This window comes from Dawidia soli (assembly GCF_018598185.1).
GTDB lineage: Bacteria > Bacteroidota > Bacteroidia > Cytophagales > Cyclobacteriaceae > Ohtaekwangia > Ohtaekwangia soli.
The window spans coordinates 92,799-106,992 of record NZ_JAHESC010000022.1 but is presented as its reverse complement, the minus strand read 5'-3'; the positions used below and the strand labels follow the sequence as shown (position 1 = coordinate 106,992).

Genomic DNA, 14,194 nt, shown 5'->3' with positions numbered 1-14,194 from the left:
TGGGTGCCTGCCAGCGGCCAACGGGGTAAAATTATAGTTGCTATTTCTCTACAAGCCGGCTGGCAATCAGGTCTCTGGAACCCCGCCGCCGGACATTCGCCGGAAATTACCGGCATCAGTCGGCCGTTGGGGAAAACCGACCGTGTGGTGGAACAGAATTTTGATAGGAACACGCAAAACTATACTACTATGAAAACTGCAATAAAAGCTCCCATCCTGCCTTCGTGGAAACACATCGGCGTTGTGACCCTGATATCGGCCCTGGCGGCCTCGTTGTTGGTAGTCCTGCATTAATGCTTCCCTATTAGCCTCGGCATAACAGCACGACTATATATTGCGACACGCGGACAGTATGCCCGCGCGTCGCAAACTAATTTTTGGGGTTCATTCGTATTTTACTGTCAATCAGACTACGGCGACCTGCTCGCGGCATACCTGAGCATAGATCTCGTTTACGCGTTTGGCGGTTTTGTCCCAGGTGATGGTCTGCACTTCCTCCCGGCCGTTCTTTTTGAGCGTTGTGGACAGGCTTTCGTAACGGAGAATGGTGGCCATGGCGTTTGCCAGTGCGTCTACATCCCAGAAGTCTACTTTGATGGCACTGTCCAGCACTTCGGCCACGCCGGACTGTTTCGAAATAATGACCGGCACGCCTGCCTGGATGGCTTCCAGCGGGGTGATACCAAACGGCTCGGATACCGAGGGCATGACATAGATGTCTGTAAAGGCGAGGACCTTATTGATCTCTTGTTTCTTGAGAAATCCGGTATAATGAAAGTGCGACGACATACGCAGGCTGGCGACGCGCTCGATAACGGCCGGCAGCATATCGCCGGAGCCGGCCATCACAAAGTGTGCATCCGGAAAATGTTGATGCACTTTACGTGCGGCTTCAACAAAATAGAGAGGGCCTTTTTGATGCGTAATTCTTCCTAAAAAGGTAATGACTTGTCCCTGCATAGGGTGCCACACGCCGCTCCGGTCGTGTTTCTCTTCGATGATGCCGTTGTGCACGACCGAGATCTTATCGGCGGGTATGTGATACTTTGCGACAATGATATCTTTTGTCCACTGGCTCACGGCAATGACGTGATCGGCCTTCTCCATCCCTTCTTTTTCCAGGGCATGTACCCCCGGATGCCCGGTACCGCCGGCGCGGTCAAATTCGGTAGCATGTACATGTATGATCAGCGGTTTGCCACTGGCGGCCTGTGCGGCCAGGCCGGCGGGGATGGTCATCCAATCGTGCGCGTGGATCACGTCGAAGTCCTGGCGCTGGCCGATAATGCCGGCCACTTCGCCATAGCGCGACACCTCCTGCAACAGCTGGTCTCCATAGCCACCCTTAAACGCGTAGCGTGTGCGTTCTTCGGCACCCGGCACGGTCACTTCCGTTTCCTCGAGCTGAAGCATGACGCCAGGCTCATATACCGGATAACTCCAGTGTTCGATACCGTGCGCCTGTTCGGATGCTTTTGTTACCCCATAGGGTGAAAGCGTAGACGGTACCTCAAACGTTGTGATGCCTTCTTCGTGACGAACATTAACGATCTCTTTGATGCGGGCCGACTGGACGATGAGCTTTTGGTCGCGGCGCAACGGCACGTCCACCTCACTGGCGCTGACGAGCTCGATGGCTTTGTCAGGCTCGTCGCCGAATGTTTTTGGCACAACGAATAGTATATCCGTTTTTTCCTTCTTCAAAGACGTGGTCAGTCCGTAGCACGCGGTACCCAACCCGCCGGAGATGTGTGGAGGAAATTCCCACCCGAACATCAGCACCTTCATATTTTTCTGCCTCCTGGTGTGTTTTTGTTGATTATTGGACAATATCTTCAAGTCTGCGAACGAGATCCAATCAAAACTGAGACCACGTGCCGTTGAAATGCATTTGGCTGTGGCTAAAGTTGCTCATTTTGATACGGGAAATAACAGGTGAATAGAGCACCTTGCCCTTCTACCCCCCGCGCGGTGATAAAACCGTCGTGATTTTCCATGATCTTCCGGCAAATGGCTAGTCCCATACCGGTGCCATCATACTCCGGTGATTGGTGTAGGCGCTGGAAGATCTTAAACAGCTGATCGGCATAACGCTGGTCGAACCCGATCCCCTCATCGGCAATATGTATGGCAAAGTATCCCTGGTTGGGTCTCGCGGCAGGGTGTATGGCGGTGTCTGGCTCGACAAAGTTAGCAGAAATGCGAATATGTGGTACTGCATCCGGTCGACGGAATTTCAGCGCATTGCCGATCAGGCTTTGGAACAGCTGGCCGAGCTGCAAGACATTGCAATAAAGCAAGGGCAGGGTGTCGTACTCGATCTGAGCTTGCGTAGCGCGGATGCTTTCCTCCATATCCTGTAAACTGGCCTCTAAGATCTCCGCCAGGTTACACAGACGTTTTTGGTTGAACTGGCTGGTGCTCGTCTGTGAAAAGCTCAGAACACCATCGATCAACGCATTCATGCGTGTGGTAGCCCCGATGATCTTCTGGCCCCAGGTCTTTCCTTTGTCGGATAAGTGTTGTTCTTGTTCCAGCAGCAGGTCGGCAAACGTGTGGATTTTGCGCAACGGTTCACGCAGGTCGTGGCTGGCGACAAAGGCGAAATGGCTGAGCTCTTTATGCAGCATTTCCAGGTTATAGTTCTTCTGCCGTAACATGGCGTTCAGATCCAGCAGCTCCTGCTCGCTTTCCGTTAATCGCAGCTCGGCCTGCTTGCGGGCGGTGATGTCGTGATAGATCACGACCACGCCGTCGTCAAGTTTCGAGATCATGACATGGAGCCAGGTGTTCGCGCCGGGGAAGGGCGCCAGCTCGACCTCCAACGGCCGACCGGTGCGCGCTACACTGATATACCGGTTAAACAAACCGTTCTTTAACGCCACCGGGTACTCTTGCAACAACCGTTTGCCTAACAGGTCCTGCCGCTGCAAGAAGACACTTGTACGGCGGTTGTAGTATTTCCAGGTGAAGTCGACGATGTCATACCGTTGGTCGTATACACACTCCAGTACTTCGATGCAGGCGATGGACGTGTCGAATACCGTTTGCAACAGGTCGTTGCTTTCTTTCAGCTTCTTTTCGCTGGTGAACTGTTCGTGCACATCGGTGAGCGTGCCGATCCACATATCGATGGCGCCGTCTTCGTTGGTTACGGGCAAGGTCATGTCGAGGTGCCAGCGGTATTCGCCTGCGGCGTTTCGCACCAGCATTTCGCCCGAATAGGCCTTGCCCGCGGCGATGTGGCCGGACCACTTGTGGCGGATCTCGAGGCTCTGCGACGGATGGAATACATCGGACGTATGATGATCAAAGCCGGCGCATTGCTCGGGTGACAGCCCGGTATAGCTATACCACTGATCGTTAAACTCCGTCACGCCCGTTTTCAGATCATACACCCATACCAGGTGTGGAATGGCATCGAGGCTTTTTTTGTACAGGTCTTTCTGATAACGCAGTGCTGCTTCGGCGCGCTTGCGCTCATTAATAGGCAGTGAAGAAGAGATCACGCCGTCGCCAAACTTAACGAGGGAAATGTCCTGCCACAGCTCGGTGCCGGTATAGCTGTGCCGTGTTTCAAAGCGCTGCGGTTTGCCGGTATATAATACTTCCTCCATGCGGTGCCAGATCTCGTGGTCGCGAATGTCGGGAAAGAGGGCGGACAAATGCTGGCCGCGGGCCTGCTCGGTCAGGCCGGTAGCGCGGAGGAACGCCGGGTTGATAATATTGAGGATAAAATCTTTTACCGTGCCCTGGCCGTCGCGCAGGGCCTTCTGAAAGCTCAGGTTGACCTGCACACCTTCGAAGATACCGCTCAGCAGCTCGTAGCTCTCCTGCAGTGCGCGGCTTCGCTCCAGGATGCGTTGTTCGAGCTGGTGGTTGACAGTCTTGAGCTGTCGTTCCGACCGGGTGCGTGCCTGCGCCAGTTCCAGGCGCGTCTTGACGCGTGCCAGCAGCTCGCGTGGCGAGAAGGGTTTGATGAGGTAGTCGTCGGCGCCTTGCTGCAACCCTTCCAGCCGCGCCTTCTCCGATGCGTGGGCAGAAAGTAAAATGACGGGGATACGGCTGCCTTCGTGGCTGTTGTGGATGGCCTGCATCAACTGAAATCCGTCCAGCCCCGGCATCATCACATCGGCCAGCACCAGGTCGGGGATAACCCCTTCACGCAACAGGGTCAGTGCCCTGGTTCCACTTTCAGCAGGCAGTACATTATAGTAGGGTTTCAGCAGGTCGGTCAGGTAGGCTCGCATGTCGCGATGATCTTCTACCAGCATGACGACGGGCCTGACGGCCTCGGGCGTATCGGCCCTGGGAATCTCGACCGGTTCGCTGCTTGGTGGTTGCCACCGGGCGGCGGTGTCGGCAAACGAGCTGGGAGCGTTATCTTCCCGCTCTTGCACACGGTAGGGCGGGAGGTGGTCCTTGCCTGCGGGGATCGTTATATAGAAGTTCGTGCCCTGACCGGGTGTGCTATCCACCTCGATATGGCCACCGTGTAATACGACCATCTCTTTCACTAACGCCAGGCCCAGGCCCGAACCTTCTTCTATCCGCGTGGGCATACCTTCGATGCGACCAAAGCGTTCGAAGATCTGCGGGATCAGATCGGCCGCAATACCCGGCCCGGTATCGTGTACGCCGAGTACCGCGGTATCATCGGTATACCGCAGCGTGATGGATACGGAGCCGCGGGAGGTGAACTTAAAGGCATTGGATAACAGGTTGAGCACGATTTTCTCCCACATGTCGCGGTCTATATAATACGCGATGTCCGTCGCAGGTATATCGATGGTAAAGGCCAGCCCGGCTTTCTCCATTGCCGGGCGGAAGGTCGCGGCGATATCGGCCGTGAACTGCGAGAGATTGGTGGGGCAATAGGCCGCCACGGCACGGCCGGCTTCGATGCGCGACAAGTCCAATAGCGTGTTCACCAATTTCTGCAGCCGCCGTGCGTTGCGATGCGCCATCTGCAGCTTCTCGGCATCTGCGGCTGAAAAGCGGCCGGGCTGTTCGAGCATTTCTTCCAGCGGATTTAACAGCAGCGTGAGCGGCGTGCGGAATTCGTGGCTCACATTGCTAAAGAACGCCGTGCGGGCCATCTCTACCGCCGCCATGGTTTCGAGCTCGTGCTTCTGCTGCAGCGACTGCCGGCGCGAGGTAACATCCTCAACCGTCACGCATACGCCATCGTGCAGCCGGACGGCGATCCACCGGTACCAATTATTGAATCCCTCGGCATTATAGAAATGCTCGCGGTCCAGGGGCAGGCCGGTTTCCACTGTATTTACAAAGTCGTCGAAGAGGCCCATGGCGCGGGTGTAGGGAAACTCCTGCAGCATACGCTTGCCTGGGAGCGTACGGTGTGTCAGCTGCTCGCTGGCGGCGTTGCCCATGGTATATTCAAAGTCGATGATGATACCTTGCTCGTTGCGCACGCTGCGCAGGGTCATAAGCGGAAGGGGCGAGGTATGTAGTACCGTTTCCAGCAGCTCCTGGTTTTCACGGAGCGCGCGCGCCATCTTACGCCGGGGCGTGTGCAAGGACGGTTTGGTATCGCCGGTTACCGTGCCAAAGCCGTGTAACATCCGGGTATATCCGGAGCAATGAATGATGCGACAATGATAGTCTGTGCTTTTACCCTCGCGCAGGCGAGCCATTACATCCTGAAATGCCGGAAGATCTTCCGGATGGACCAGGTAGTGCGTGCCGTTCAATGCCACCAATAAGTCGAAGCTTACGGGCAGCCGGTTCAAATCCTCTCTGAGCGGCTGGCCATCCTCGGGGTCGAGGTGCCAGGGACCGAGCAAAGTAAAAGTTTCCGATGGTGTAATAATGGATAAGGCATACTGATCATGCAGTGTACGGGGATCATAGGTCGTTGGCTCCATGGAGTGAGTCACTTCATTTCAAATTATCCTGAACTGTTCCAAGCAATACAAGCGGGAGGGTTGCTTTTTTGAAGTAATGGCTAACGGTTATGTGAATATAGAATTGTAACGATACGGATCAAAGTTGAACCCGAATTAAATTATAGCCTTTTACAGTGTTTTAACATCGGGTTATCGTCTGACATGATTTTGGCAGATATAATTTCATGCCAGGGCAAAAAGTACAAGACGGGTTCCTTTTCGTCTCATGCGCGGTACACGCCATCCGCGCACCTTTGCTTTATCATTTAACAAACACAAAATACAACCAATATGAACGTAAAAAGAAAAGCAAGTGCCGTATGGAACGGTTCCGGTAAAGAAGGACACGGTGCCTTGACAACATCGTCTACCGTGTTGAATAAAACACAATACTCCTTCAACACGCGCTTTGCAGAAGGCATTGGTACGAATCCCGAAGAGCTGATCGCGGCCGCGCATGCGGGCTGCTTTACCATGAAGCTAAGCTTTGTACTAGGTGAGGCGGGTTTTACTCCAGAAGATCTCGCTACCGATTGCGTCATCACCTTCGAGAATGGCGCCATCACACAATCGCATCTCGTGTTAAAAGCACGGGTGCCGGGCATCACCGAAGAGGAATTTTTGAAGGCCGCCCGGGAAGCGAAAGAAAATTGCCCCGTGTCGCAAGTGCTCCGCGCGTCTGTTTCGCTCGAGGCCTCGCTGTTGTAATAATCGTTGGAATACGTGTTAACAATGCGGCAATACTGGTAACGATAGCGGTAATATTTTAGTAAAAAGTATTAACCGGGGAATTATTGCCACGTATACGGCTGTTATATCAGTCTCTTACAGTATACTGCCAGCAAGCAGTATGCTTCACTATATACAGTATAAGTTTCTGCGGAGCCTCCGAAGCCTCCCTATACCAGGAAGGCGCGGTGTTGATTGTCAGAGGGGTAGTAATGAGGCCTCCGCAGTGCTTGTACGGTGCAAAGCCGACAAACAACACATAAAATGATACCTACCCTCGAGGACGTGGCAAAAGACGAGCAGGCATTTCTGAATGCCAGTGTAAATGCAACGGCGGCTAACGTTCGTTTTGCCGTACTGGACAAAGACTTCCGGATCGGCTGGGCGAGCGCCCAGTTTTGTGAAACGTTCGGCCGTGCAGCGCACGAGCTGATCGGCGAGCCTCTCGCCAATTTCGATGGCCTGCTGCAGTCCACGATGTTTCAGACACTCTTTCCGATCGTATCGACAGGTGTGCAGTGGTCGGGCGAAATACGTTATGACACAGCGTTTGGTGATCGTGTCTGGCTTCAAACGCACCTGTTGCCTATATACACGGGGCAGGAGCCAGCCCATACGCTATACCTCTTCCTGATCAACGATATCACCGATACCAAAGTAGCCTTACAAGAAAAGCAGGCGGCATTAACCGATCTGCGGTACAGCGAAGCCCGCTACCGGGCGCTCATTGAAAATCAATCGGATCTTATTGCGCTGTTCAATTCGCACGGGGATCGCATCTATGTAAACTCGCAGTACCAGGAATTCACCGGCAAAAGTTTCATTGAAATTATAGGGACTAATATATACGAGTTTACGCTCAAGGGAGTACCGCTCTCGTTCATCCGGCAGGCCTTTCTGCTGACACCCGATAACCCCGAGATATCAAAAGTGTTTGAACTAGAGAACGCCCGGCAGGAAAAGCAATGGATCCTCTTGTACGTGCGGGGGATATTTGATTCCTTTGGCAACCTGTATGAGTTCATGAGCATTGGGCGCAACGTGACAGACCTCAAGAATGCCGAGCTGCAAAAAACAGACTACATCGAGGCACTGGAACGTATCGCTTTCATGACATCACACCGTGTTCGCAGCCCCATCAGCACTATGCAAGGCCTGTTGGAGCTGCTGCGGATGGACGCCATCGACACCGATCAATGGGACCTGGTGCGGCAAGCCCTGAAGCGGTGCGTGGATGACCTGGACAAGTACAGCCGCGAACTGGGTGACTTTATCTACCACCAGCAGTTCCATAACTAACCCCTGGGATGAGCCTGTTCAAACAGTTTACACACAAGAAGATCGGTATTGTAAAATTTGATGCTGCCACGGATCTGCCGGAAGTAGCGCTGACCGACAAGAATTTTAACCGGATCCTGTTTTTGCGCGCAGGCTCGGCGTTGCGTGTCGACTTTCAGAAGCACGTCCTGCGACAAGACTCGTTGTTTTTTATAGGCTCCAATCAATTCTTTGAAGTGGAAGACGACAATCGCTTTAAAGGCTATGTTATTTACTTTAATCGCGATTTTTATTGTATACAGATCCATGAGAAGGAAGTGTCGTGCGACGGCATTTTGTATAACAACGTATACGGTTCTTCTGCGGTAGCGCTGACAAAGGAACATGCGCGCACGATGGAAGCGATACTGGAAGAGATCGTAGACGAGATGCAACGCGACGATATGGCCGTAGAAGAGATGTTGCGCATCCTTGTTAAGAAGGTGATCATCAAATCGACACGGCTCTGGAAAGAACATGCGGGCTATGCAAAACATGACGATCAGCCCGAGGCGGAGTTCCTTCGCCAATTCAGCCAGCTGGTGGAGAGCCATTTCCGAAAGCGCCATGGCGTTGCCGACTATGCCGACCTGCTGAACATTACACCCAAAGCGCTTAGCAAGCGGTTGAGCCGTTACCGGTCGGAGACCCCCAACGATATCATAAAAGACCGCATCATGCTGGAAGCAAAGCGTCTGTTGCTGTATACGGACATGACGGTGAAAGAAATATCGTACGACCTGGGGTATGAAGATCCAGCGTACTTTAACCGGTTGTTTGTCAAAACAACGGGTATTGCACCGGCCGAATTCAGACGGCAACCGCATGGCATGGTCAAGCAAGCGGGTTGACGTAATCCATCAATTTTTGTTTCGCCGCATTCGTTGAATGCCAACGGCCTGCGATACGCAGGAGTATTCGGCGATAAATGTTCGGTGTTTGCGAAAACATGCGCACACCTTATTTTTCGTGCGGCAAATATTGGTAAATACAAAACCAAATGCGTAAACTCGTTAGACAGACACGGCGTCGAAGGTGCGGAACTTTCTGCGCCGCGCACTATGTTCTCCATCAATAGGCATACCCACCAAAACCAACCCATAGCATGAAAAAGAGTTTGTTTTTGGCAGACGACGACGTAGATGACCGCATGCTGTTTGAAGATGCACTTCACGAGGTATATACCGGTGCCGACCTGGTCATGGCTACCGATGGTGAAGAGCTTATGGAAAAGCTACAGCAGCGTCTGCCGTCTCTCCCCAATCTTGTCTTTTTAGACATCAACATGCCCCGCATGAATGGTTTTCAATGTTTGCGCGAAATGCGCGAGCGGACATTGTTCCAGGATATACCGGTGGTGATCATCTCCACTTCGAACGAGGAAAGCATCATCCAGCAATCGTATAGCCAGGGTGCGAACTATTACATCTGCAAGCCCAACACCTTTGAGAAGCTCAAGCAGGCTATTCACGATGTATTAAGCCTCGACCTGAAGCTGCGTGCCACGCAGCCTTCCAAAGAAGAATTTTTATTGCAGTATTAGAACATCAGGACGAACGCTTCACGTGAAGGAGGACGGGAAGCGTTCCAATCGATGCGCCAGAAATACTCCACAGCCGACTTCAATACTTCAAACGAGGGTGGCTTTGACATATAATGGCTGGCGCCTGACAGGTATAAGCTGTCGATGGTAGCGACATCGTCAGAAGTTGAAAGCACGACAATGGGCATGTCCTTAAAGACCTCCTGTTGACGTAGCTCTTCCAGGCAAGCAAAACCGTTCTTACGGGGCATGTTCAGATCGAGGAACAGTACCGTAGGCCGCTCGGGCAGCATGGCATCCAATACCTCCATGAGCTGCTCGCCGTCGATGGCCATCGTTAGTCGCGTGTCGCGACTAACTTCTCGTAAGGCTTCCTGGAAAAGCATTCTGTCGTCGTCATCATCATCTGCCAGTAAGATATGCTTTCCCATCTGTTTCAACTTGGGGATAAATGTACACACAAAAAACGCAATTCCGGGATATTGCCAGGGCGTATTATTTTATCGGGAAATTTGCTAGGTTCAGCACACAAGATGCTGGCAGGGCCTTAAATTACCTTGTTCATGAGAGACCCGATTGTACTGATAGACGATGATAGTGACGACCGTGACCTTCTGGCGGAGGTCCTGGAAAAAATAGGGCAAAAACGAGAACTGGAGCACTTCGAAAACGGCAAGGATGCGTTGGAATATTTACGTGTTACCACAGATAAACCATTTCTGATCATCTGCGATTTGAATATGCCCATTATGAATGGGCTGGAGCTTAAGCGTGAAATTCAACGCGACGATTACCTTCGCAACAAAAGCATTCCCTTTGTTTTTTTCTCCACGGCCGTAGCGCCGGCAACGGTGGTAGAAGCTTATAATTTGTGCGCGCACGGGTTTTTCCTAAAGGAATCGTCGTTCCGGGAATTGGAAGATACGATGAATCTCATTTTTCGGTACTGGACGAAGTGCAGACACCCTAACGCCGTGCGGTGAAGTGTGGATCTACTTGCTGAAGATATGGAATTGCGAGCGGCACGGTTTGCACGACACCTGACTTTTCAGGTGGGGACATCGGTGCAACCGTTGCGGAAAATAGATACATCATTTTTAAAAGATTCCACTATAAAGAAGAAGAGCCATGAAGCGTGTATTATTGGTTGACGATGACAGCATCTTTAATTTCTTAAGCTCGAAGACCCTGCAACATATGGGCCTTGCCAGTGAGATCCACATGGCCATGAACGGTCAGGAAGCGCTTACGCTTTTTAATGACTATTACCAGGGCGCAAAGGCGTTGCCCGATGTAATCCTGCTGGATCTCAACATGCCTGTTATGGATGGTTTCGGGTTCCTGGAGGCGTTTCGGCGGTTGCGTATACCCGGTAAAGAACATGTTAGGATCTTTATCGTTTCATCCTCCGACGATCCGGAGGATCGTCAACGAGCCAAGGAGCTGGGCGCGGATCATTATCTGACAAAGCCTTTACAGGAACAAAGCCTGCGGCTGGCCCTGGAGATGGCGTAGTAAATCGGGGAATACCCTACGTTGCCGGTTTCGTTGAATTGGCTATCTTTAGCGCCACAACGTATATGTATGGCGCAGAGTTTTTTTCTGGCGGATGACGACGATGACGACCGCCTGTTGTTTGAAGATGCCCTTCGTGAGCTCTCGGCCGATACGAATCTCATCATGGCCACCGACGGCGTCGATCTGATGGAAAAGCTGGAAGAAACTGTGCCGCTGCCCTGCGTTATCTTTCTGGACATTAATATGCCGCGTAAGAATGGATTCGAGTGCCTCGCTGAAATGAGGCAGATCGAAAAATTCCGCGCTATACCCGTGGTGATCTTTTCCACGTCAAATGAAGAAAGTACCATTGAGCGTACCTACCGTCAGGGAGCCAGTTTTTATATTCACAAACCGCGCACGTTCGACAAGCTGAAGTCAGCCATCCGACAGATCATGGCTATCGATTGGAGCCTGCACACGGTACAGCCGAGCAAAGAAAAATATGTATTGCAATTCTAACATTCCCGTGCACTGAAAAGGTGCGGCCTACCGTGTCGGTCGTGTACGGATATATCGTTATCTTGACGTCTCAAATCTGTCGCCATGGATAAGTTCTACCAATCGCTCATGCAAGCACCTATCGGTATGGTGGTATTGCGGGGGCGGGAGCTGGTCATCGAAATGGTGAACGATACATACCTCACCATTGTCGATCGTGCACGCGAAGAGGTAGCCAACCGCCCATTGATGGACGTATTGCCGGAGTTGCAAGGACAGAGATTCCCCGAGCTATTGCGTGCGGTCTGGGAGACCGGTAACACGCAGCGTGAAAGCGAGGCCCTGACGTACGTAGATTCGCACGATGGTCGCCGAAAATATTACCTCGATTTTGAGTATACGCCCTTGCGGGAATTGAACGGGACTGTGTCGGGTATCATGGTGACGGTAAACGATGTTACCGTAAAAGTCGAAGCACGCGAAAAGATCCAAGCGGCCGAACAGCGTCTGCGCCTGGCGATAGAGGCCACCAACCTGGGCACATTCGACTGGGACCTGGAGAATCAGGAGTTTTACAGCTCACCGCGCCTGGTGGAGATATTCGGATTTCCGGCCGACGACGCCGTGTCGCACCAGCAGCTGATCGAGGCATTACATCCCGACGACCTGCACATCCGCGAGAAGGCGGTCAGCACCTCGTTTACCACGGGGGGGCTGTCATATGAAGCCCGCATTATCTGGCCCGACAAGTCGGTGCACTGGATACGTGTACGGGGCAAGATCGTGCATGACGATGATCGCAAGCCGTTGCGCATGTACGGCACGGCCGTCGACATTACGCAGCAAAAGACGTTCACCCAAGAGCTCGAGAAAAAAGTGCAGGAGCGTACCGCCGAGTTGAAAGAGTCGAACCACGCGTTGCAGAAGTCAAATGAAGAGCTCGCTCAATTTGCCTTTGTCGCCAGCCACGACCTGCAAGAGCCGCTGCGGAAGATACAGACTTTTGCCACGCGTATTCAGGCCACGGAGGACGCTCTGACCGACCGGGGCAAAGACTACTTTCGCCGGATGCAGCAGGCGTCCATGCAGATGCAACAGCTCATCGCCGATGTGCTTTCGTACTCGCGCATGAATGCCGCGGGGCAACACGTGGAAGCGTTGGATTTGGGCATGTTGTTAGCGAACGTGCAGGAGCAGCTGAGCGAGCGGATGGAAGCCGTCGGCGCCACGATCGAAATGGCCGCGCTGCCGGTGGTAAAAGTCATTCCCTATCAGTTCGAGCAGTTGCTTACCAATATTTTGGCTAATGCGCTGAAGTATATCAAACCCGATGTGCCACCGCGTATTGTTATTACCGCCGGTACCGCGGACGGACAAGCCATCGGCCCGCTGGCCGGTGACGGTGTATATTACCGTATTGCCATAGCCGATAATGGCATCGGCTTTGATCCGCAATACAGCGAACGCATCTTCCAGGTATTTCAGCGGTTGCATGGTAGGAACGAATACGAAGGCACCGGCATTGGGCTGGCCATCTGTAAGAAGATCATGGACAATCACCACGGTTTTATCACCGCCACCGGCGAACCGGGGCAGGGTGCAACCTTTTTCCTATACCTGCCGGCTTAACGTTTGCCCGGTCCCCTGGACGAACCGCGCAGCAATGTCTGGTGATGAATGTTTTGAAACAGGGTGCGCAACTTTTCACTAAAGGTTGACAAGTCACTGGGCTTGACCAGGAAGGCCGTGGCGCCCAGGGCCATACACTCTTTTACATCTGCGTCGGACGTGGACGTGGAGAGCATGACGACCGGCACGTGGTCGTAGCGTGGATTGGCGCGTATGAGTTGCAGGCATTGTTTGCCGCTGATGCGCGGCATGTTGATGTCGAGAAATATATAATGCGGCGGATCGCCGTGCTCCAACAGATCCAGCCCTTCCTGCGCGTTGACCGCAGAGATACATTCAATCTCATTATTCACTTGTAGCAGTACTTCGGCTAACACCAGGATGTCATCCTCGTCATCGTCGATATATATTAAACGTTTGCTTTTAGGCATCTTCCCTCGTTCGCTGGTTGGTGTGGTGATTAATCAAGATACACATTTACGCACAGACAAAAATGAAGATACTTATAAAAACATATGTTTCCAGGGACGGGAGGTACTTATTCGCAGTGAACGGCTCTTGGTAACTGTAGCAGGAACACATAAATTTAACCGGGCGGATATATGCAGAACATCTACTGAAAATAGGTGCTTACGGAATTAGCCGTATCTTTACAGGAAACCCTTTACACGATACGCGCATGACGAAGCTGGAATTTGAAAACCTCCCGCTAAACGATAAAGCTAAGTGGGTCTGGGAGAACGGCATATACCTGGAGACTGTGGTGCATGGCTCGTTCAAGATAAACTTGTATGCCGTTGGCAAGGATTTTATTGAAGTTTACCTGGACAACGCCACCAACGAAGTCGATAAGATAGCCCTGGCCGAAACCACCGACGTAAACAAATACCTGGACAAAATCGAATTGCCGAAAGACGGCGGGTGATCCCGTTGTTCTGTGGCAGATGGCATAATTTTTTCGTCGTCAAATGAGAAAAATGATGGCCTGGTGCTGGTAGTCGCGGCGCCGCCATCGACCGGGTACTGGACCTGACACGGCCGTGCTGCTGGGCATAGTTGTAGTAACGCT

At 52.4% G+C, this 14,194-nt stretch carries 13 protein-coding genes; 9 read left to right on the top strand and 4 right to left on the bottom strand.

Annotation, left to right across the window (positions count from 1 at the left end; all coding sequences use genetic code 11):
* Positions 1-405 precede the first annotated feature (405 nt).
* Both KK078_RS16065 and KK078_RS16060 read right to left on the bottom strand, forming a co-directional pair.
* Complete coding sequence (locus KK078_RS16065) at positions 406-1,788, bottom strand: glycosyltransferase (protein WP_254091313.1); 1,383 nt, start codon at positions 1,786-1,788, stop codon at positions 406-408.
* 113 nt (positions 1,789-1,901) lie between these two features.
* A complete protein-coding gene (locus KK078_RS16060) occupies positions 1,902-5,888 on the bottom strand; it encodes an ATP-binding protein (protein WP_254091312.1) in 3,987 nt (1,328 codons plus the stop codon).
* A gap of 312 nt (positions 5,889-6,200) precedes the next feature.
* On the opposite strand from KK078_RS16060, the gene KK078_RS16055 reads away from it, so the two are divergent.
* From KK078_RS16055 to KK078_RS16040, 4 genes are all read left to right on the top strand, one after another.
* Complete coding sequence (locus KK078_RS16055) at positions 6,201-6,617, top strand: OsmC family protein (RefSeq protein WP_254091311.1); 417 nt, start codon at positions 6,201-6,203, stop codon at positions 6,615-6,617.
* A gap of 285 nt (positions 6,618-6,902) precedes the next feature.
* Complete coding sequence (locus tag KK078_RS16050) at positions 6,903-7,937, top strand: PAS domain S-box protein (protein WP_254091310.1); 1,035 nt, start codon at positions 6,903-6,905, stop codon at positions 7,935-7,937.
* Between the two features lie 8 nt (positions 7,938-7,945).
* Complete coding sequence (locus tag KK078_RS16045) at positions 7,946-8,806, top strand: helix-turn-helix domain-containing protein (RefSeq protein WP_254091309.1); 861 nt, start codon at positions 7,946-7,948, stop codon at positions 8,804-8,806.
* Between the two features lie 254 nt (positions 8,807-9,060).
* A complete protein-coding gene (locus KK078_RS16040; protein ID WP_254091308.1) occupies positions 9,061-9,498 on the top strand; it encodes a response regulator in 438 nt (145 codons plus the stop codon).
* Here KK078_RS16040 and KK078_RS16035 read toward each other — a convergent pair.
* Positions 9,495-9,929, bottom strand: a complete 435-nt coding sequence (locus KK078_RS16035; RefSeq protein ID WP_254091307.1) for a response regulator — start codon at positions 9,927-9,929, stop codon at positions 9,495-9,497. The genes KK078_RS16040 and KK078_RS16035 overlap by 4 nt on opposite strands.
* 132 nt (positions 9,930-10,061) lie before the next feature.
* Here KK078_RS16035 and KK078_RS16030 point away from each other — a divergent pair, with 132 nt between their 5' ends.
* The 4 genes from KK078_RS16030 to KK078_RS16015 all read left to right on the top strand — a co-directional run bounded on the left by KK078_RS16030 (position 10,062) and on the right by KK078_RS16015 (position 13,125).
* On the top strand, positions 10,062-10,481 hold the full coding sequence (locus tag KK078_RS16030; protein WP_254091306.1) for a response regulator: 420 nt from the start codon (positions 10,062-10,064) through the stop codon (positions 10,479-10,481).
* Between the two features lie 145 nt (positions 10,482-10,626).
* On the top strand, positions 10,627-11,013 hold the full coding sequence (locus KK078_RS16025) for a response regulator (RefSeq protein ID WP_254091305.1): 387 nt from the start codon (positions 10,627-10,629) through the stop codon (positions 11,011-11,013).
* Positions 11,014-11,082: 69 nt separating this feature from the next.
* Positions 11,083-11,517 (top strand): response regulator, encoded by a 435-nt coding sequence (locus tag KK078_RS16020; protein ID WP_254091304.1) that lies wholly within the window; start codon positions 11,083-11,085, stop codon positions 11,515-11,517.
* 84 nt (positions 11,518-11,601) lie between these two features.
* Entirely contained in the window at positions 11,602-13,125 is a 1,524-nt protein-coding gene (locus tag KK078_RS16015) for a sensor histidine kinase (protein ID WP_254091303.1), read from the top strand.
* On the opposite strand, the gene KK078_RS16010 is transcribed toward KK078_RS16015, so the two are convergent.
* Positions 13,122-13,556 carry a response regulator gene (locus KK078_RS16010; RefSeq protein ID WP_254091302.1) on the bottom strand — a complete coding sequence of 145 codons (435 nt, stop codon included), beginning with the start codon at positions 13,554-13,556 and terminating at the stop codon, positions 13,122-13,124. The genes KK078_RS16015 and KK078_RS16010 overlap by 4 nt on opposite strands.
* Positions 13,557-13,804: 248 nt before the next feature.
* On the opposite strand from KK078_RS16010, the gene KK078_RS16005 reads away from it, so the two are divergent.
* Complete coding sequence (locus KK078_RS16005; RefSeq protein WP_254091301.1) at positions 13,805-14,050, top strand: hypothetical protein; 246 nt, start codon at positions 13,805-13,807, stop codon at positions 14,048-14,050.
* Positions 14,051-14,194 lie beyond the last annotated feature (144 nt).

Bases quoted from the DNA above. Each gene is read 5' to 3' on its own strand.
- KK078_RS16055 (WP_254091311.1), top strand. From the start codon at position 6,201: ATGAACGTAAAAAGAAAAGCAAGTGCCGTATGGAACGGTTCCGGTAAA.
- KK078_RS16020 (WP_254091304.1), top strand. From the start codon at position 11,083: ATGGCGCAGAGTTTTTTTCTGGCGGATGACGACGATGACGACCGCCTG.
- KK078_RS16030 (WP_254091306.1), top strand. From the start codon at position 10,062: ATGAGAGACCCGATTGTACTGATAGACGATGATAGTGACGACCGTGAC.
- KK078_RS16060 (WP_254091312.1), bottom strand. From the start codon at position 5,888: ATGGAGCCAACGACCTATGATCCCCGTACACTGCATGATCAGTATGCC.
- KK078_RS16040 (WP_254091308.1), top strand. From the start codon at position 9,061: ATGAAAAAGAGTTTGTTTTTGGCAGACGACGACGTAGATGACCGCATG.
- KK078_RS16065 (WP_254091313.1), bottom strand. From the start codon at position 1,788: ATGAAGGTGCTGATGTTCGGGTGGGAATTTCCTCCACACATCTCCGGC.
- KK078_RS16015 (WP_254091303.1), top strand. From the start codon at position 11,602: ATGGATAAGTTCTACCAATCGCTCATGCAAGCACCTATCGGTATGGTG.
- KK078_RS16035 (WP_254091307.1), bottom strand. From the start codon at position 9,929: ATGGGAAAGCATATCTTACTGGCAGATGATGATGACGACGACAGAATG.
- KK078_RS16050 (WP_254091310.1), top strand. From the start codon at position 6,903: ATGATACCTACCCTCGAGGACGTGGCAAAAGACGAGCAGGCATTTCTG.
- KK078_RS16005 (WP_254091301.1), top strand. From the start codon at position 13,805: ATGACGAAGCTGGAATTTGAAAACCTCCCGCTAAACGATAAAGCTAAG.
- KK078_RS16045 (WP_254091309.1), top strand. From the start codon at position 7,946: ATGAGCCTGTTCAAACAGTTTACACACAAGAAGATCGGTATTGTAAAA.
- KK078_RS16010 (WP_254091302.1), bottom strand. From the start codon at position 13,556: ATGCCTAAAAGCAAACGTTTAATATATATCGACGATGACGAGGATGAC.
- KK078_RS16025 (WP_254091305.1), top strand. From the start codon at position 10,627: ATGAAGCGTGTATTATTGGTTGACGATGACAGCATCTTTAATTTCTTA.